This is a genomic window from Methanocorpusculum bavaricum DSM 4179, from assembly GCF_000430905.1.
Classification (GTDB): domain Archaea; phylum Halobacteriota; class Methanomicrobia; order Methanomicrobiales; family Methanocorpusculaceae; genus Methanocorpusculum; species Methanocorpusculum parvum.
Genome location: NZ_AUMX01000012.1, coordinates 1 through 20,268 on the forward strand (window position 1 = coordinate 1; position 20,268 = coordinate 20,268).

General features: G+C 48.9%; 17 protein-coding genes. 15 read left to right on the forward strand and 2 right to left on the reverse strand.

The features are described from left to right. The first annotated feature begins 317 nt into the window (after window positions 1–317). The 11 genes from H575_RS05075 to H575_RS05130 all read left to right on the forward strand — a co-directional run bounded on the left by H575_RS05075 (window position 318) and on the right by H575_RS05130 (window position 13,570). Window positions 318–1,271, forward strand: a complete 954-nt coding sequence (locus tag H575_RS05075; RefSeq protein ID WP_042698924.1) for a tyrosine--tRNA ligase — start codon at window positions 318–320, stop codon at window positions 1,269–1,271. 381 nt (window positions 1,272–1,652) lie between these two features. Further along, complete coding sequence (locus H575_RS05080) at window positions 1,653–2,348, forward strand: flavodoxin family protein (RefSeq protein WP_042698927.1); 696 nt, start codon at window positions 1,653–1,655, stop codon at window positions 2,346–2,348. Window positions 2,349–2,353: 5 nt separating this feature from the next. Next, window positions 2,354–3,157, forward strand: a complete 804-nt coding sequence (locus tag H575_RS05085) for an MBL fold metallo-hydrolase (RefSeq protein WP_042698930.1) — start codon at window positions 2,354–2,356, stop codon at window positions 3,155–3,157. A gap of 251 nt (window positions 3,158–3,408) precedes the next feature. Then, entirely contained in the window at window positions 3,409–4,818 is a 1,410-nt protein-coding gene (locus H575_RS05090) for a ParB N-terminal domain-containing protein (RefSeq protein ID WP_042698933.1), read from the forward strand. A gap of 3 nt (window positions 4,819–4,821) precedes the next feature. Next, a complete protein-coding gene (locus H575_RS05095) occupies window positions 4,822–5,682 on the forward strand; it encodes a DNA adenine methylase (protein WP_042698936.1) in 861 nt (286 codons plus the stop codon). 1,533 nt (window positions 5,683–7,215) lie between these two features. Further along, complete coding sequence (locus tag H575_RS05105) at window positions 7,216–8,082, forward strand: serine protein kinase RIO (protein WP_081406672.1); 867 nt, start codon at window positions 7,216–7,218, stop codon at window positions 8,080–8,082. 3 nt (window positions 8,083–8,085) lie between these two features. After that, a complete protein-coding gene (locus H575_RS05110) occupies window positions 8,086–8,628 on the forward strand; it encodes a KH domain-containing protein (protein ID WP_042698942.1) in 543 nt (180 codons plus the stop codon). 94 nt (window positions 8,629–8,722) lie between these two features. Then, window positions 8,723–10,891 carry an ATP-dependent DNA helicase gene (locus H575_RS05115; protein ID WP_042698944.1) on the forward strand — a complete coding sequence of 723 codons (2,169 nt, stop codon included), beginning with the start codon at window positions 8,723–8,725 and terminating at the stop codon, window positions 10,889–10,891. 2 nt (window positions 10,892–10,893) lie between these two features. Continuing rightward, window positions 10,894–11,388, forward strand: a complete 495-nt coding sequence (cgi121, locus tag H575_RS05120; protein WP_042698947.1) for a KEOPS complex subunit Cgi121 — start codon at window positions 10,894–10,896, stop codon at window positions 11,386–11,388. 51 nt (window positions 11,389–11,439) lie between these two features. Then, window positions 11,440–12,486 (forward strand): hypothetical protein, encoded by a 1,047-nt coding sequence (locus H575_RS08935; RefSeq protein ID WP_052319972.1) that lies wholly within the window; start codon window positions 11,440–11,442, stop codon window positions 12,484–12,486. 25 nt (window positions 12,487–12,511) lie between these two features. Further along, window positions 12,512–13,570 carry a hypothetical protein gene (locus H575_RS05130; protein WP_042698950.1) on the forward strand — a complete coding sequence of 353 codons (1,059 nt, stop codon included), beginning with the start codon at window positions 12,512–12,514 and terminating at the stop codon, window positions 13,568–13,570. Here H575_RS05130 and H575_RS05135 read toward each other — a convergent pair. After that, complete coding sequence (locus H575_RS05135; RefSeq protein ID WP_081406674.1) at window positions 13,546–14,133, reverse strand: GNAT family N-acetyltransferase; 588 nt, start codon at window positions 14,131–14,133, stop codon at window positions 13,546–13,548. The two genes, H575_RS05130 and H575_RS05135, sit on opposite strands and share 25 nt — an antisense overlap. Continuing rightward, complete coding sequence (locus tag H575_RS05140; protein WP_042698953.1) at window positions 14,120–14,608, reverse strand: MogA/MoaB family molybdenum cofactor biosynthesis protein; 489 nt, start codon at window positions 14,606–14,608, stop codon at window positions 14,120–14,122. Before H575_RS05140 ends, H575_RS05135 begins: the two co-directional genes overlap by 14 nt. A gap of 1,208 nt (window positions 14,609–15,816) precedes the next feature. Between H575_RS05140 and H575_RS05150 the strand changes: the two genes are divergently transcribed. The 4 genes from H575_RS05150 to H575_RS05165 are packed head-to-tail and all read left to right on the forward strand — an operon-like array spanning window position 15,817 to window position 20,237. Next, a complete protein-coding gene (locus H575_RS05150) occupies window positions 15,817–17,094 on the forward strand; it encodes an ORC1-type DNA replication protein (protein WP_042698960.1) in 1,278 nt (425 codons plus the stop codon). 2 nt (window positions 17,095–17,096) lie between these two features. Further along, window positions 17,097–17,588 carry an Lrp/AsnC family transcriptional regulator gene (locus tag H575_RS05155; protein WP_042698961.1) on the forward strand — a complete coding sequence of 164 codons (492 nt, stop codon included), beginning with the start codon at window positions 17,097–17,099 and terminating at the stop codon, window positions 17,586–17,588. 12 nt (window positions 17,589–17,600) lie between these two features. Further along, on the forward strand, window positions 17,601–18,764 hold the full coding sequence (locus H575_RS05160; protein ID WP_042698964.1) for an aminotransferase class I/II-fold pyridoxal phosphate-dependent enzyme: 1,164 nt from the start codon (window positions 17,601–17,603) through the stop codon (window positions 18,762–18,764). Between the two features lie 57 nt (window positions 18,765–18,821). After that, entirely contained in the window at window positions 18,822–20,237 is a 1,416-nt protein-coding gene (locus H575_RS05165) for a DNA-directed DNA polymerase II small subunit (RefSeq protein ID WP_042698967.1), read from the forward strand. The last annotated feature ends 31 nt before the right edge of the window (window positions 20,238–20,268 follow it).

Consider the following 20,268-nt stretch of genomic DNA (forward strand, 5'->3'; position numbering starts at 1 on the left):
AGCATTTTTCAAGAGAGGGTGCGATTCCTGCGTAGGCGATAAGCCGGAGCAGAGCACCCGAACGTAAGGAAAATGCGATTCGCGTTAATTCGTGGAGATTCGCGGTTAAATAATATCATGTTTCCACACCCTCCCTTACACGAAATCGAAGTACGTCTGTTTTTTCATTTGAGATCACCCAGCCGAACTCCGGACATAACAGGGAGAGATCCGGCATTTCCCGAATGAACATTCTTCATGTCTACATGTTAGACCGTGTCCCGGTCCACACTCTATCACACATCCTTTATAGTATTTCACGGACAACATATCCCGATATGGACGCATACGAACTCGTCACCCGTAATACGGCTGAGATCGTCACCGAAGACGAACTCAGAGCTTTGTTGAACAAACCAACAAAACGGGTCTATACCGGTTATGAACCAAGCGGCGAGATTCACCTCGGTCACCTGGTGACCATCAATAAACTGATGGATATGAAAGCAGCAGGGTTTGACGTCGTGGTCTTGATCGCAAACCTGCACGCCTATCTGAACAGAAAAGGAACCTTCGAACAGATCAAAGAACTTGCCGACTACAACAAAGCCTGCATCGAGGCAGTCGGTCTCAAAGGTGCGGAGTTCGTTCTCGGAACGGATGTCCAGCTCACCCCGAAGTATCAGACCGAAGTGCTGACCCTCTGTCAGCAGATCACCCTGAACCGTGCCACCCGCAGTATGGACGAAGTCGGCCGTGCAATGGACAACCCGATGGTTTCCCAGATGGTCTACCCGGTCATGCAGGTCGTCGACATCCCGACCCTCAACGTTGATGCAGCGGTCGGAGGGATCGACCAGAGAAAGATCCACATGCTCGCCCGCGAACACCTGCCGACGCTTGGATACAAACCGCCGGTATGTATCCACACGCCGATCGTAAACGGTCTCGACGGTGAGAAGATGTCCTCCTCGAAAGGAAACGTCGTCTCGGTCGCCGACTCGCCTGAAGAGATCAAAAAGAAGATGAAGAAGGCATTCTGCCCGCCGGAGACCGAAGGGAACCCGATCCTGCAGATCTTCCGGTACAACGTCTTCCCGAGAATGGACACGATCGCGATCCGCCGTCCGGAGAAATTCGGCGGGGACCTCGAGTTCCACAGCTATGCAGAACTCGAGACGGCGTATGCCGGCGGAAAGATCCACCCGATGGATCTGAAAGCGGCATGCGGCGATGCCCTCACTGAACTCCTCGCAGACGCGTACGCGTATGTGCAGAGCTACAAAAACTAATTTTCCTTTTTTTTATCTGAGATACGCGGGTGATCTCAACTGAGAAAACTGATGTACTTCTGGGATGTACTTCGATTTCGTGCTCGGCAATACTGTGGACACAAGAGAAAGCCCACCGCGAATAAGCCCAAGCGGGCAAAGCCCGCTTGAGGCGGCACGCAAGCCTTTGGCTTGCACGCAATCGCGAATCGCAACGCTTCGCGGTGGAATTCTCATCTATCCACACCCAACAAACTCCTTCCCGAATTGGATCCGCACCCAGAACGCATAACTCCACTTGTCAAAAAAGTATTCAGGCCAATATAACAGGGTTAGGATTTTCACCTACCACTCCCGCAGGAAAAAATAGAACATCGCGAAAACCCAATACTCCATAACGCTATGAAAATCACCGTCATCTACGGAACGAGCCGTACGGAAAAATCCAGTACGTACAACATCGCCCAGCAGTTCCTGGCTGAACTCGCAGACGGCGATCCGGTCACTGAATTCCACCTCCCAAAGGACATGCCGGCATTCTGCACCGGATGCTTCAACTGTTTTTCCGACACCACAACCTGTCCTCACTACAAATACATCCAGCCAATTGAGGAGGCAATGCAGAATGCGGATCTGATCATTATCACTGCTCCCGTGTATGTGTTCCATGTGCCCGGCCAGGTCAAGGCGCTCTTAGACCACTTCGGTTGTCGGTGGATGGGACACAAGCCAAACCCGCAGATGTTTCGCAAACAGGCACTTGTTATTATAACGGCCGCAAAAACCGGAATGCGGAGTGCAGGAAAGGATGTTCAGGATTCCTTTGACTGGTGGGGAGTCGGCCGGACCTACAGTTTCAAAAATGCGGTCCTGGCGGGAGACTGGACAGAGGTCACCGAAAAGAGCAGAGCGGCGTTTGCACAAGAAGTCACGAAAACAGCCCGAAAAATTCGAAGACAGCAGGGAGCCGGGCCGCGGCTCAAAGTCAGGATACTCTTCTATCTGATGAGATTCGTGCAGAAAAAATACCGGTTTATTGAATCTGATGCAGCATACTGGACGGATAACGGCTGGTTTGCCGGGAAAAAACCCTGGTAGATGGCATGAAACTTACAGTACTCGTCGATAACAACACCTTCATCGACAAATATTTCTACGGAGAACCGGGACTGTGCTTCTATATCGAAGACGGGACGGAAAAAATTCTGCTTGATACGGGCTACTCGGATCTTTTTATCCGGAATGCGAAAAAACTCGGGATCGATCTTTCAGCTCTGACAAAGGTCGTGATCTCTCACGGGCACGACGACCACACCGGCGGACTGCCTCATCTGCTGGAACGCTTCGATACGTCGTCGTTTCAAGTGATCACACATCCTGATACGTTCGCCGAGAAACGCCGGGGCGATCTGCTGACGGGTTCGCCCGTCTCGGAGGAGACCATGCGGGAAAAGACCAGCCTGCATCTTTCGAAGGATCCGGTCAAAATCAGCGATCATATCACGTTCCTTGGCGAGATCCCGATCACGCAGGAGTTCGAGCAGAGACCGAAGATGGACACCAGAAAAACGCCGGAGGGATATGTCCCGGATTATATTCTGGAGGACTCGGCGCTGATTTATGAAACGGCGTCGGGCGTTTACGTTATTACCGGCTGTTCGCATGCCGGAATCTGTAATATGTGTGCGTATGCAAAAGAGCTGACGAATAAACCGATACTCGGGATCATCGGCGGCTGGCATATGAAGAAAGTGGATGAGCGGGCAGAGAAGACGATTTCGTATATGAAAAACGAGGGGATCTCTGAGATGTATCCCTGTCACTGTACCTCGTTTGCGGTGAAAGCAGCGGTCCACCAGGAGATTCCGGTGCATGAAGTCGGGGTCGGGCTGACGGTTGAGTGGTGAGATTCACTCTCTGTTTTTCTTTTTGGGCGGTGTTTTATCCGGGCAGAGTGGGACTACGACTACAAATCAGTAATTGGCAAGTGGATTCCGGTATCCGTTCTTTTTGGGACCCACACGCTCGATCACCCTGTTTTCTGATATGTTTTTGACGAGGATTGAATGAGAGATGAGAGTTCAAACAGTAACTTACCACAAAAGATAATCAAATTATGAGATATCATTATGATGCATGTGTTACATTCTAATTATTAATGAAAGAGACAGATACAGATGAAGTTAAAGAGATAGAGATCATAAATTTATTATTGGATGATGCAAATCCACGTTTTTTGAATTCTGTTGATAGCCAAAGAGAGGCTTTGCTGAAAATAGTTAAAGGTCAACAAGATAAATTATATAATCTTGCAGAAAATTTTGTAGAATCTGGAACATTATTACATGAAAATCTAGTAGTAACCCCCAAAAAAGATGAAGATGGTAAATACATCGTAAAAGAGGGAAATCGTCGTCTCGCGGCACTAAAAATATTACTCACTCCACAAATAATAGAGACAGAAGATACACGATTATTTCAAAAATTTAATAGATTACATAATATAAGCCTGGATAAACCAATTTCTAAGATGTCCTGTCTAGTTACATCTGATGAAAAAAAGATTGCAGCCATTGTTTCTCTTAGACATAATGGTGAAAATGAAGGGAAAGGTGTCGTAGAATGGAATACAGTTCAAAAGATTCGAAATAAAATAAATAATCATGAGAACGATTTTGATACCAGAACACTCAATTTTCTGATATCCATACCTGTGGATGAAGAGACACTTGAAGGATTGAATTTTACCAACCTAACCCGTCTAATGCAAGATAAATATGTTCAGGAAATGATTGGAATTCATGACGATAAAATACAGATTACTCTTGATACAAGCAACAAAATAAATGAAGCTGCTCTGAAACAAATCCTCTATGATTTTTCAGGAGAGGAAGCATTACCAGTAAAACTGATTTACAATAAATCAGATCGGAAAAATTACATCGATAATGTTCTCAGTAAGATTCGGGATTCTCAATCACAGGGAATTAATCAAGAGGGAAAGGATAATTCAAGAGAATCTCAAAAAGAGACAAGTAAAGAGGCGTCAAGAACAAGCAAAACAGATTCAAGTTACTCATCAAAATCTACGTCCAGTTCAAAAGAGAGAACAAATCCTGTATCAACAGATAGAAAAACTGTAATTCCAACTAAATGTAAGTTTCAAATAAAACATGTGCGTTTAAATTCAATATATTCCGAGTTAAGAAAATTACATGTTGAGTCGTACCCAAACGCATGTTCAGTATTGTTAAGAGTTTTTGTAGAGTTAAGTGTTGATACCTATTGTAAAGAGAAAAAAATACCTGGATATAATGATTGGACTAAGTTAAAAGAGAAAATACGATTGGTGTGTGAAGACTTTAAGGCCAATAAATATATGACCGAGAGGGAATTAAAACCGGTTAATAAGGCATTTTCTGATGATACTGCGAGTACATCAGTTGGATACTGGCATGCTTATATTCACAATTCAGATATGAATCCGAAACCAATTGATATTAAAACTGATTGGGACAATATAGAAAGGTTCATTAAAATATTACATGAAAAGCTTCTCGAGCCATAATCAATGCATTATTCACCACTAAGATACCCCGGCGGCAAAGGAAAGATTGCCAAGTTTATGAAAGATCTTATTAGTGAGAACCATCTTTTGGATGGGACATATGTTGAGCCGTTTGCCGGAGGTTCTGAGATCGCATTCAATCTTTTATTTGAAGAGTATGTGCAAAACATAATCCTCAATGACCTTGACCGATCCATCTATGCATTGTGGTATTCGGTTCTAAACAATACACAGGAACTTTGTACTCTAATTTTAGAGACGCCAGTGACTATTTCTGAATGGAAAAAACAGAAAGAGGTTCAACGCCAGAAAGAAACTGCTGATTTGCTTGAACTTGGTTTCTCAACCTTCTATCTAAACAGGACCAACCATTCTGGAATTATTGATGCAGGGGTTATTGGAGGTATAGAACAAGCTGGTAAATGGAAAATGGATGCACGCTATAATAAAACTGAGCTTATCCGTCGTATCCAGAAAATTGCCAACTATAAGCAAAGAATACAGGTCTATAACCTTGATGCGATTGAGTTTATACAACAAATTGTCGTTTCTTTGCCACGTAATACTCTCATTTATTTTGATCCACCATATTACAAAAAAGGGCAGATCCTTTATGTAAATCACTATGAACCCGAAGACCATTGTAAACTTAGTGCTATAATTTCGGAAAACACAACTCATCACTGGGTATTAACATATGATAATACTCCAGAAATATTTGGTTTGTATTCATCATTTCGTCCACTTGAATATACACTTAACTACAGTGCAGCTAACAACGGTCAGGGTTCTGAGTTGATGTTTTTCAGCCAAAACTGTGTAATCCCCGAAAATATAAGATTAAATATACCAATTAAAATCTGATTTTCTCAATATACCTCTGATTGGATGAGAACAGATGTTGGCCGAGTGCGGACACATGAGAAATCCCACCGCGAATAATCGCGAATAAACGCGAATCGCATTTTTCCTGTTCCGCCCTCTTGACCTTCGGTCGCGTCACTACGCTCCGCCTGATCGGCTCCGCGTGGTCGTGACGGCGGAACGAAAAATGCTGGAAAACCCGCGTCGCGGGTTTTCTTAAAGGAGTGTTCGATATCCTTGATTTTTCAATAAATATGGAACGTTTAACCCTGAGAAAACCCGCGACGCGGGTTTTCCAGCATTTTCCACGCTGGCGTTCCGGCCACGCGGAGCCGATGAGGCGCAGCGTAGGAACGCGGCCGAGGAGTGAAACGACGAGGACAAGAAGACAGCGTGAGGAAAATGCGATTCGCGTTTATTCGCGATTATTCGCGGTGGGATACCTCATGTGTCCGCACCCAACAAAAACCCAAAATACATTTGGACACATTTTTCTCAAAACCCTGGGAAAATTTTTAAAACCTACCTCTAACCCTCATTACTACAAAAAAACAGAGTTTTGGAAAAAATGTGTCCAAACTGATAAAACCCTATATACTGCCATTTTTCGCAAAAAGCCCGGATTACAAAGATTTTCGTGGACACGTCCGGTTTTCAGAACGTGTCCAAAACATCCCGCAAAAAACGAGATGGAAACGAGTTGGACAGGTATGCAAAATACAACGTGTCCAAACCCAACACCCGCATTTCATGGTGAGTGGGCCTTACCAACTCCTTCCAAACAGAGTTCCATCTTGGGGGCACATTTTTCCAAAAACCCTGGGAAAATTTTCTAAACCCTGAATATTAGCCTATTTCCTACAAAATACAGAGTTTCGGGAAAAACCTGCCTCCAACGTAAAAACTCAGCATATCCGTCTATTTCCCAAAAATAAAGCCCATTCGTCCCTAAAACCGCGGCACGTCCATCATGCCTCCCTGCCGCAGAAAAAATGAACAAAGAAACGCGGCACATACAACGTGCCGCAAAAATGGGGATATCACCCCTTCAAAATACAGGCAAATCCGCGTGTACTGGGTATCTGGATCTTTTATCCGGGCAGCCTGAGATGTTAAATGAGACTGTAAGTGAGACTATAAATGAACACCATCATACGGCTCAACCACCCCTGGACCTTAGTGTCACATTTTTCCAAAAACCCTGGGAAAATTTTCTAAACCCTAAATATATACCTAATTACTACATAAAAGAGAGTTTCGGGGAAAACCTGACACCACGCAATAAAACCTTTATACGCTCTAATTTTTAAAATTAAGCCGCAATAAACCGAATTTATCGTGTCACCATCACCTCCCCAAACCTGACACAACATCCTCACCAAAAAACTGGTGTCATGTTTTTCAAAAACCAACCTGACACCAATCCTGTCCCTCCAATGTATGACCGACATACATCCCCCTCCCCAAAAACTAATACCCTATAAATGAAACATATAGCACAACAGCACAGCTGAACCAAACATCAACCCCATCATGTCCCCCGAAAAAACCCGCAAACCCAAACCTTGCTCACCGCCAAGATCCGCATCCTCACCCGATCACCACCAGGAACAGGACGACAGGATCGAATACCTCGACCGGAAACTCTCCGCACTCGGCATCAGACTCAAAGACGCCGACTCAAGAAAAGTCACCGGCGAAGTCTTTGACGAAGTCACTCTTTTAGCACTCTACAAACTCGTCAAGAAAAACGTCATCGCCTCCATGGGCGGCTCCATCTCCACCGGCAAAGAAGCCAACGTATTCCTTGCAGGAAAAACCGACGAAGACGGAAACGAGATCTCTGCCGCCGTCAAAATCTACCGTCTCCGGACCGGGAACTTCACCACAATGAGCGATTACATCCTCGGTGATCCCAGATTCGCCGGCATCCGCCGGACCCACAAAGACATCATCTTTGCCTGGACCAAAAAAGAGTACAGCAACCTTTCGAGGACAAAAGAAGCCGGCATCCCCTGCCCGACCCCGTACGCATTCGACAGAAACATCCTCATCATGGAGTTCCTCGGAGAGGGAAACATCCCCTACCCCCAGATGCGTCTTCGCCTCCCGGGAACTCCCGCCGAAGGCTATGAGGAAACCATCGGACTCATCCGCGATCTGTATCAGAAAGCACGCCTTGTTCACGGCGACTTATCCGAGTACAACATCCTCACAGGGCCTAACGGACTCATCCTGATCGACATGGCCCAGGCGGTAACTCCCGAACACCCCAGAGCCTACAATTTCCTTTTCAGGGACATCAAAAACATCAACAGATTTTTTGGCACCAAATGCAAAACAACCGACGAACACGAACTTTTCAGGGACATCGTCGGTGAAGAATTTTTCGAGATATAAATCATGACACAGGAAGTAAAGATCCCCAACGACAGAATCGGCGCCATCATCGGAAAAGGCGGCGACACCAGAAAATTTTTGGAAAAAATCCTCCACGTAACACTGGAGATCGACAGCCAGTCCGGTCTTATTGAGATCATCAACGAAGAGGACTCCCTTGCTGAGATCCGCTCGATGGAAGTCATCAAAGCGATCGGCCGCGGCTTCTCGCCCGAGCGGGCAAAGAAACTCCTCGAAGACGACGACATGATCTTAACCTTAATCGACCTTTCGGATATCGCCGACACCCCCCAGAAACTCGCACGCATCAGAGGAAGGATCATCGGCCGCGACGGAAAAGCACGCGAACAGATAGAAAACATGAGCGGCGCTCTCATCTCCGTATACGGAAAGACCGTCGGCATCATCGGCATGCCGGATCAGATGAACGATGCCCACACTGCAGTCACGATGCTCATCAACGGTTCGGATCACAATACCGTCTTTAACTTCCTGGATCGCAAAAAGAAGGAAGCAAAGCTGGACGTTCTGAACTACTACTACTGACGGCCCGCATAAAATAAAAATCAATAAATATGATGAGTGATTCTGCAGAGTTCCACTGGAAACAAAGGGGTCTTGATACATCCGGGCGCGTTTCATGAAAATACACGAAATGCCGATCCCAAATCACCTGCGCGAGGCGTATTTGAAAAATGGGATCGAGGAGCTGTATCCTCCCCAGGCTGAGTGTGTAACTGCGGGTTTATTCGACCGGAAAAACATATTGGCCGCCATTCCGACGGCTTCCGGAAAAACACTCATCGCCGAGATGGCGATGCAGAAGGAGATTTCCGAGGGAGGAAAGTGTCTCTATATTGTTCCCCTGAAAGCCCTTGCTTCGGAAAAATACGAAGACTTCAGCGGCAAATCCGTGAAGGTGGGGATCGCGACCGGCGACCCGGACCAGCGCGACGAGTACCTCGGACGGTACGACATCATCGTGGCAACATCCGAGAAGACCGATTCACTCATCAGAAACAAAGCCGGGTGGCTGAAAAGCATCTCTCTTCTCGTCGTTGACGAAATACACCTGATCGGCGACGATTCCCGCGGCGGGACCCTTGAGATGGTGATCGCGCAGCTGAGGTTCCAGAACCCGGATATGCAGATCATCGGTCTGTCCGCCACGATGGGCAACCCCGAAAGCCTTGCAAAATGGCTGGATGCCGCCCTCATCACGAGCGAGTGGCGGCCGGTCGATCTCCGGGAAGGGGTCTATTATAACGGAGCGATCCATTTCCACGGAACTGAACGTCTGCTCGAAACGCCGAAAAAGGACGACGACCTGAATCTTCTTCTGGATACGGTAAACGAGGGCGGGCAGTGTCTCGTGTTCGTCTCGTCAAGGCGTTCTGCCGAGGCGTATGCCAAACGGGCGGCCGTAACGCTGAAAAAATCCTCGGACGCGCTCGACGAACTCGCAAAACGGATCGCCAAAGCCGACACGACCGCATCCGGAAAAAATCTCGCCCTTGCGGTAAAATCCGGAGCAGCGTTTCACCACGCAGGTCTCCCGCGTGAAGCGCGATCGGCAGTCGAAGAGGGATTTCGAAACGGGGATATCCTCTGCATATCATCGACCCCGACGCTTGCCGCCGGACTGAACCTGCCTGCACGGCGGGTGATCATCCGGGATTATCAGCGGTATGAGCGGGGGACCGGAATGAACCCTATCCCTGTCCTCGAGTACCGGCAGATGGCGGGACGGGCCGGCAGACCGAGACTCGATCCGTACGGCGAGGCGGTCCTCATCGCCAAAGAACAGCGTGACGTGGACCGGCTGTTCGAAGAGTTCATCGATGCGCCGGCAGAAGACATCACCTCCCAGTGCCAGAAGGAAAACGAACTCAGAAGCCATCTCCTCGCACTCATCACCTCGGGATTTGCACAGACCGCGGACGAAGTCAGGGGATTCATGGAAAAATCCTTCTACGCAAGTCAGAAGTCCGTCCACCGGCGTCTCGATAAAAACATCGAGAAGACGCTTGCCTATCTGGAAAAGTCCGGGATGATCGAAAAAGAGGGAGACGGGATCCACGGAACCCTCTTTGGAGCGCTGACGTCCCGGCTCTATCTCGACCCCGAGTCCGCCATGATGATAAAAGAGGGCATTGCAGCGAAAAACTTCACGGCGTTTGGGATGCTGCATCTCCTCTGCATGACGCCGGATATGTTCAGATTTTATCTCAAAGCTTCGGACGAAAAGTTCGTGGATAAGATCCTCAAGGAAAGAAGCGATGAACTTCTGCTCGAAGACATCTCCGAGGAGTTTTTTGCAGCGATCAAGACGGCTCTCGTTGCCGAGGAGTGGATCTCCGAGATCAGCGAAGACTCCATCTGCGAACGGTTCGGGGTAGGAGCCGGCGATATTCACGCGGTGGTTGAAAACCTCAGATGGCTCATGCATGCGGCGGGCAGGATCTGTCATGAGTTCGCCTCCTGCTGTGATAGTGAGATGCAGGATCTTGAACTCAGAGTGAACCACGGCGTGAAAGAGGAGCTCCTCCCCCTGATCTCCCTCAAAGGCATCGGACGCGTCAGAGCCCGCAGACTTTTCGACCGGGGGATCACGAACCCGGAGGGGCTCATGGCCGCAGAAGAACATGAGGTCGTCTCGATCCTGGGCGCAACGATCGCGAAAAACGTTCTCGAACAGGCCGGCCGCAGATCCGCAAAGAAGAGCCGGCCGGATCGTGAAGAGGAGGAGAGAGAGGATGTGCCGACCGAGAAAAAACCGCAGGCTACCCTTTTCGATTTTGGAGAATGAACATGACGATGGAAATTTTTTTTGGAAAACTGTATGTTGAGGATGTCAGCGGCACGCTGAAAACGATCAACAGGATCGGGAAAGACACAGGGTCAACGATCGTTCTCTTCGACGCAGCAAAGATCGCCGGAAAACCCCATATAGAATCGGCTGTCATGCATGCGAAGAGGTCTTTTGCCGAAGGAAAAAATATTGCCCGGACCCTTTCGATGGAGATTTTGGTGTATGCTTCGGGCCAGAGACAGTGTTCTCTTGCACCGAGATTTGGTCTGCAGGCAGGTGAAAACCAGGTCTATGTCCTGATCCTCGACGGCGAAACACAAAGGGCAAAAGATGAGATCAGAAAACTCGTCTGTGAGACCGAAGAAGTTTCGGCGGCGAACGAGACGCTGAAAAAGGAGTTCGACATCACCGATGAGGAGCTTGAGGTCGTAGGACCGGACCGGATCGATGAACTTGTTCTGGAACGGATCGCGATGATTGATGCATGGAGATGACCGTCAAAACGATACAATTAAAGCAGAATACGGTGTATTTCCATACAACCGATGAAAACACCGCGTATACTCCTTTTTTCTTTTCTCATTCTTCTGCTGCTTGCGGCAGGCATCGGTCTGGCCATTGATCAAACCAGATATCCGGAGATCCCGGTGAATCAGTCCGACACCTCAACGACCGCTGTTCATCTGGATTTTCCGTTCATGGAGGGCCGGGTCACAGGTGACATCATGCTTGATCTTGCTCCCTACAACGGCGCAAAATCAGCGGGGGCCAAATCGATGCCGCTGTTTGGCTGTTCGCCGGAGAGATATTACTCGGTGATCGCCTATGATCCGGCGCAGGATCAGATGTATGCAGAGCTTCTCGGGTTTTTTGACGCCTATTCAGAAGATCATTCGCTGACAGGCGATGAGTACATAGAACTGCTGACGACCTATGTCCAGAACATCCCCTACAAAACATCCGGCAGAGAGATAAAATTCCCGATCGAGACGGTGATCGAGGAGTGGGGAGACTGTGATGACAAGAGTATTCTTCTTGCAGGTCTTCTGGACAAAAAAGGGTATGACGCCGGCGTGTTTCTTTTTAAGAAAGACAATCATATGGCTGCCGGAGTCAAAGGAGGGGATCAGACCAACTATGAGAACAGCGGATACAGTCTGATCGAAACGACGAGATATGCCTACATCGGGGAGGTCCCGGAGCTTCTGCATGAAAAATCCGATCACGGGAATTACGCATTTTACCGGATCGGTGATGGAACGGATGTCTATACGGCCTCCTGGCAGATCCAGACGATCCTTGATGTGCGGGATACGGCATATGCTGCTCTGGATCTTCTGTATCAGGCGCTGAACGGTCTTGGCAGGACGATCGGGAGTGAGAAGACGATGCTCGATGACCCGGAGAATGCATCGAATACGACGCTGAGATCCGCATATGATCTTCATCTGGATGAGTATAATGAGGGGATAGAGGCCGGGAACAGGATACGTTCGGTGCTGCATATGATCAACTCCGAGCCCTACAACCGGGAAAACGTGTATCAGACGATCGTTTCGGGGCGGCTGATCCAGTCCCGTGACGGCTGGTGAGAGAGATCGGAACGGATTTTTTGCAATGATTCGCATTCAGCAGATGAAGATACTCAAAAAACTCCTGGCGGCGGTACTTATCTTTGGTATGATAATCTCATCGGCCGTGAGCGTGGGGGCGATGCCGACGGTCTATCCTTCGATAACTTCAGATCCCGGCGATACATCAACAAAGGTCGTTGAAATCGATTTTCCTTTCAAAGGTGAGACGGTCAGCGCAGAGATCATCCTGGGCCTTGCCCCGTATTACGGAGCAAAACATGAGGGATCCAAATCGACGCCGCTGTTTGGCTGTTCGCCGGAGAAGTATTACGCGGCGGTCGCGCAGGATCCGGCGCAGGATGAGATGTATGCAAAGCTTCTCGGATTTTTTACCTGGTATGCAGAGAGTCACGGGCTGACAGGCGATGAGTATGTCGAGCTGCTGACGACCTATGTCCAGAACATTCCCTATAAAACGGTCGGAGCTGAGGTCAACTTCCCGATCGAGACGGTGATCGAGGATCAGGGAGACTGTGATGACAAGAGTATCCTTCTTGCAGGCCTTCTGGCGAGATCCGGATATGCGGCAGGCGTCGTGGTTTTGAGCGAAGAAAACCATATGACGGCTGCGGTCAAAACGGAGGAGGGGGAGAGCGGGAGGAGTAAAAATCAGATCAGTGAGTATATTCTGATCGAAACGACCAGGTTTGCCTATATCGGCGAGGATTCCGCTCTGATCAGAAACAGAAACAAAAACAGGACACGCGTGAGAGAGGAGGGGGTGATCCTTGTCGGAGGAGGAGCTGCCGCTTATTCGGCGTCCTGGCAGATCGACACGATCCTGGAGGAGCGCGGCCAGATCGTTTCTGCAATCGAGGCGCTGGGTCAGGAGATGAGGATCCTGCAAAATGAGATAGCAGATCAGAAAACACTCCTTGGTCAGTCATATGATCAGGAGTTGTATGAAGAGTATGAGAAAAATCTCACCAGCTATTACGAGTGTACGGCGACCTGTTATGCATATATAGACACTCTGAGTGTGATCAACACCGGATCTTTCAGCCGCGAAGAGACGTATCAGATGGTCATTTCCATGATGTAGTCGTCCATGACATAGCCTTCGCCGATGTCTGTGACAATGTCTTGAACTTGTACAAATCCGAGATGTTCGTAGACGGCGAGGGAGGAGTGATTGCCTTTGTTCACCGTCAGCCGGATCTTTTCAAGATCTTCTTCGCGGCAGATCTTTTTCAAAGCTGCGAGGGTCTTTGAGGTGAAATGTCTGCCTCGGTACGATTTTTCCACATAGATCTTTGAAAGAAAGAGGGATTTTTCCATCGGCTCTGAAAGGACTGCGGTGTATCCGGCCGATATCCCGCCGGACTGCATGAGATAATATCGGTATCCCTGTCGGATCTGAGCAGTGACGGCAGAAACTGACTGGAATTTTTCGATCATGTAAGCGACCTGCGCTGCGCCGATGAGGGGGGTGTAGTGTTCGGTCCAGATGATCTCTGCAAGTTCTGCGGTTTTTTTGATCTGCTCCGGTGTCCGGACAGGTTCGAGGAGAAACGGCAGCGAGGGGGAGGGAGAGGAGGAGGAGGGAGAGGAGGAGGAGGAGGGGGAAGGGGGGGTGAGGGGAGAGGAGGGATCACTGGTTTGCATGGGTCAGGATGTGGGTGATTTCAGGAATGATGATCTCTTCTGTTGCGAGTTTGACGGCTTTGGGAGAGCCGGGGATGCAGAAGATCACCCGGCCTTTGTTGATGCCGGCTGCGGCACGGGAAAGGATGACAGCGTTTCCGACCTGGGCATAGCTTTTCTGACGGAAGAGTTCGCCGAATCCGTCCATGGTTTTTATGAAGAGGGGGGAAACCGCTTCGATGGTGCAGTCATCATGGGTAAGACCTGTGCCGCCGTTCACGACGATGCAGTTGGCCTGATCCAGGGCAGAGAGAACTGCGGATCTGATGTCTGAGATGTCGTCTTTGACGATGACTGCAGAAACGATAGGAATGCCGGCCTGTTCAAATGCTTCAGTGATGATCTTTCCGGAGAGATCGGTTTTTTCTGTGCGGGTGGTTGAAACGGTGATGACGGCCGTCTTTATCGAAACAGTTTCCCGGTGTTCTCTTGACATAAGAGAAGTGTATGAGTTCAAAGATAATAGGTTATTCTCCTGTTTTGAATCGGAAAAGGGCAGCAGAGGGAGCAGATAAGTAACAAAGGAGGGGAGGGAGATGAGCAGGAGATGAGGATTTAAGCGAGGATTTTTGAGGGGGAGGGGTTGGAGGGGGATATGAAAAGGAGCAGCAGAGGGTGAAAAAAGAGTGCGGGTTGAATCAATAATCAGTGTTGAAAAGCGATGGATGGTGAGTTGGGTAATGGAGGATATCGATGAAATTTTTTTCTGTTTATCAAATATTTGCAAAAGAAGTCCCCCACCCCTTTATTGCGAGTGGAAAAATTATTTTTGAATCACTGAAAAAATGTTTTTCATTTTATGTATTTTTGAAATCATAATTAATTAGACTTTTGATTATATAAACGTTTTCTTTTTTTACATCAAAAATAAAAACAAAATAAAAACAAAAAAAAACGATGAAACAGCAGCCAAAAAATATTTTTTCAAAGAAAAAAAAGTACAAAAATACGGACAAAAGCAAATGATATATATACATGAACCAAAATTTTTTGTTTTCTGGATAGATGATATATAAAGCATTCGAATAAACTCCATTTCTTACCTGCATTTCTTTTGCATTTCTTTTGCGTTCTCCAAAAAGTTCTCCACTCGCAATAAAGGGGTGGGTCCCTTAAATCGCTTACAATCATTTCAAATCAGCAAACGCTCCATCAAACACCTGGTTATCACCATCTAACAATCAATCACCATTTCTCCCCTCAACTTTTAACTCCCCCTAACTCTAACTCCCGCTTCAACCCCCCCAATTTACCCCATATTCCGTCTTCCTCCTCCTCCTCCTCCCCCCAATTTACCCCATTTTCTGTCCCCCTGTCCTCTCCCCAATTTACCCCATATTCTGTCTTCTTCCTCCTCTCCTCCCTCCAATTTACCCCATATTCTGTCTTCTTCCTCCTCCTCCCCTCAATTTATCCCATTTTCTGTCCCCCTGTCCTCTCCTCCCCTCAATTTATCCCACACCTTCCCCTCCCCTCAATTTATCCCACACCTTCCCCTCCCCTCTTACATCAGTTCACTATCATCCATCCGTCTTATCTCCCCTCAGAGATTCCCTTCACAGATCCCCCCACTTATTTCCACTCGCAGTAGTGGTACATTATCAGGAAAAAAAACCATATAAGATATCCAAGGAAAAATTTACAATGGAAAGCGAACCCTACAAGTCGACAGGTCTCTTTAAAAGATATATCAATCCTAATAAAATTTTTCAAAATCGTGAGGTCCTGCGACACAGTTACAGTCCAAAGGAACTCCCGCACAGAATGGATCAGATCGATTCGATCGCTGAGATCCTCGCTCCCGCTCTTCAGGGTGCAACTCCTTCCAACATCCTCATCTACGGAAAAACCGGAACCGGCAAGACAGCCACGGTCAAATTTGTCGGAGCCGAGCTGGAAAACGAGAGCTCGGAGTTTTCCCCGTGCAGACTTGTCCATCTCAACTGTGAAACCATCGATACCCAGTACCGCGTTCTTGCCCAGATCGCAAACCATGTCAGCGGTCATGATCTGAAAGCAAGCGACCGGGTCAAAAACATCATCCCTGCCACCGGATGGCACACCGATCAGGTGTATTCGGAACTCAAAAACGTCCTTGAACAGGCCGGGGGTCTCCAGATCATCGTCTTGGACGAGATCGACAAACTGGTCAAAAAAAGCGGAGACGACACACTCTATAATCTGACGCGCATAAACAGCGACCTGTTTTCATCGCGTGTATGTATCATCGGCATCTCAAACGATCTCACCTTCAAAGACTTTCTCGATCCGCGTGTGCTTTCCTCCCTCTCGGAAGAAGAGATGGTCTTCCCTCCGTACAATGCCGATCAGCTCAGGGACATCCTGCATCAGCGTGCCGAGATGGCGTTTTTCCCGGACGTCGTTTCTGATGAAGTGATCGGTCTCTGCGCAGCACGCGCAGCCCAGGAACACGGCGACGCACGCCGCGCTCTTGATCTCTTACGCGTCTCCGGCGAACTTGCCGAACGCGAAGGAGCCGAACGCGTCATGGTAAAACATGTCAACGGCGCCCAGGAAAATATCGAGACCGATACAATGAGTGAGTGCGTCAAAACCCTCCCCGCACAAAGCAAGATAGTATTGTGTTCGATGCTTCTCATGGCGGCCTCCGGTCAGAAAGTTTTCACCAGCGGCTCGGTCATCAACGTCTACCGCGAAGTCGCCGCGGAACTTGACACTGAAGCATTGAGTCACCGCCGTGTCTCGGATCTGATAAACGAGCTCAATATGCTTGGAATCATCACCACCCGCGTTGTTTCTCACGGCCGCCACGGCAGAACGACGGAAATTTATTTTAAGAGTCCGACCAATGACATACGTACTGTGATCATGAACGATTCACGGTTTCAGGAATGCGGCATTCTGCATCCTCTGGTAAAAAATCATGAAAAAGGTGAGTAAAAATGGATGAAAAGGACACCCTAATCCTAAAGGAACTCCGGAAAAACAGCAGGATCCCTGTAAGCGATCTTGCCGTTATGCTGGAAGTATCCGAGAGCGATGTGACAAAAAGGATCGCCAGCCTTTGTCAGGCAGGTATTCTTCGCCGGTGTACGGCAGTCATCGACTACTCGGCATTAGGTGTCGATGATGTTTCCGTTATACTCTCCCTTAAGGTAACACCGGAAAAAGGCCTGGGATACGACGGTATCGCAGAAAAACTCGCCAGATTCCCCCAGGTAGAGAGCATCCGGCTCCTTACCGGAAGCTACGATTTCCAGGTGACCATCACCGGCCAGTCCATGGCGGAGATCTCCCGGTTCGTCGCCGAGCAGATCGCATCCATCGACGGCGTCAGGGAAACCATGACCCAGATCGTGATGCGGACGTATAAGGAACAGGGCGTGGAAATGGCCCGGCCCGGAAACCGGGACAGACAGCTGATCACGTTCTAAATCGGGTCAATCATGCGAAATTTTGTATCAAAAGTAGCTGCCGAGATCCCGCCTTCAGGTATCAGAAAGTTCTTCGACCTCGTCCTCACGATGGATAACGATCAGGTTATCAGTCTCGGCGTCGGGGAGCCGGATTTCGATACCCCCTGGAACGTATCAAAAGCTGCCATCACGTCCATAGAGAAAGGGCTGACCATGTACACCTCGAACCGCGGTCTGCCTGATCTCTGTTCAGCTCTTTCCAAAGATCTGGAAAAAAGGTATCATACCCCATACTCGCCAAACGAGATCATCGTAACGACCGGCGTGTCGGAAGGTTTCGATGTCGCCGTACGCGCTGTGGTCGATCCCGGAGATGAGGTCATCGTTGTCGATCCGTGTTTTGTCTCATACAAATCCGAAGTGATCATGGCGGGAGGAAAACCCGTCTCTCTTCCCTGCGATGCGAAGGATCAGTTCAAAGTCACGCCTGACGCGCTGATGGAGAAGATCACGCAAAACAGCAAAACACTGATCATCAACTTCCCGAACAATCCGACCGGCGGGGTCATGGGGAAAGATGATCTCAAAGCAATCGCTGATATCATCATCGATCATGATCTTCTGCTGATATCGGATGAGGTCTATTCGGAACTGACCTATGAGGGTTCTCATGTATCGGCAGCGTCGATCGACGGGCTGTGGGAAAGAACGATTACCCTGAACGGATTTTCCAAGGCATATGCGATGACCGGATGGCGGCTTGGCTATCTTTGCGCGCCAAAAGAGATCTGCGATGCCGCACTCAAGATCCATCAGTATGTGATGATGTCTGCTCCGACGGCTTCCCAGTTTGCTGCGATCGAGGCACTGAAAAACGCCGAGGATTCAAAGAACGAGATGGTCGCCGAGTACAGGATCAGAAGGAACCTGTTCGTGAAAGGTCTCAATGATGTCGGTCTTCCCTGTCATATCCCGAAAGGAGCGTTTTATGCGTTTCCGTCCATCGAAGGCACCGGTCTTTCCGATGAGGAGTTTGCCGAACGCCTCTTAAAAGAGCAGCAGGTAGCCGTTGTTCCGGGCAGCGCATTTGGTGAAAGCGGCGTTGGTCACATCCGTACGTGTTATGCGGTGGACCGTGCAAAACTTACCGAGGCCGTGCGCAGGATCGGGGTCTTTGTCGAGTCGCTTTCGTGAACTATAATAACCCCTTCATTTCGAGTGGAAAGTTAATTTAACCTGAACCATTTTTTTATGGATAAACGTGAGATCGTCGCTAGGTTTGCCGATGCCGGATTTCTGGTACATCACCAGGTCGTGAACTATATCAGCGAATGCGGCGGAACCGGGGTCATCGAAGGGATCCTTGCCTCTCTTCCAAACGGTGTGACTGTCGTTACGCCAAAGGAAGTTCCGGCTATGACCCCTCTTCGGACCGACCGTCTGGATGTCGGCGTCAGCAGAACGCCCGAGATCCTTTGCGGGCGGGAGGGGAGTTCGGTCCCTCTCGCGGATCCAGAATCGTCTTACGCGATGTTTCGCGACCGGTACGATGCATTGGCCGGGATGCTGCGCGGAAGGGTGAATCCGATCCCGATCGAAGCTCTTGTGAGAACAGGCAACCGGTTCACCGATCAGGAGATCGGTCTTGCAGGCATGGTGACCACGATCTCAACCAGCGCGAAAGGTCACCGGATCGTTGAGGTGGAGGATCCGACCGGATCGATCAAGGTGCTTTTCAACAAAAACCGTGACGGGTTTGCCGAGGCCGAATCGATCATCCCTGACGAGGTCATCGGCGTGAAAGGTCAGCTGGCGCGCGACAGTATGGGCAGGACCCAGATGGTCTTTTCCGACACGCTGTTTCGGCCGGAGATCCCGCTGACGAATACGATATCCCCGTCGAAAGAAAAAGGAAAAGCTGTGTTCATCTCTGATATCCATGTCGGCAGCAATACGTTTCTGCCAAAAGCTTGGGAAAAGTTCTCAGCTTGGATGCATGAACGCAAAGACATCGGCTATCTGCTGATCGCCGGCGATGTGGTGGACGGGATCGGTATTTATCCGGATCAGGACAAGGAGCTGGAGATCAAGACCATCTATGAACAGTATGATCATGTCGGCGACCTTATGGCGGCACTGCCTGACAGGCTGAAGATCGTGATCTCGCCGGGCAATCACGATGCGGTGAGAGGAGCCGAGCCCCAGCCTGCTCTGCCGGAAGAGTTTCGCAGAAATTTTCCGGAGAACGTCACCTTTGTTGAAAATCCGGCAGTCGTCAATATCCAGTCGGTCAGCGTCCTTATGTATCACGGGCGAAGTATCGATGATCTGATCAAGTTCATTCCCGGCGCTTCATACACAAAACCCGGAGAGATCATGCAGGCAATGCTCAAGCGCCGGCATCTCGGCCCGATCTACGGACAAAGAACGCCGCTTCTTTCCACGGACAAAGATGCTCTTGTTATTCGCGATGTGCCCGATATCATCCACACCGGCCATATCCATATCAGCGATGTCATCTCGTACCGCGGGGTCCTTGGCATAAATGCCGGAACATGGCAGTCGCAGACTTCTTTCCAGAAACTGATGAACATCACCCCGACGCCGGCGGAGGCAGTAGTTGTGGATCTTTTCACGCTTGCCTATGAAAAATTCTGCTTTCTTTAACTGATTTCGCTTTTCTCTTTGGGATATTGTA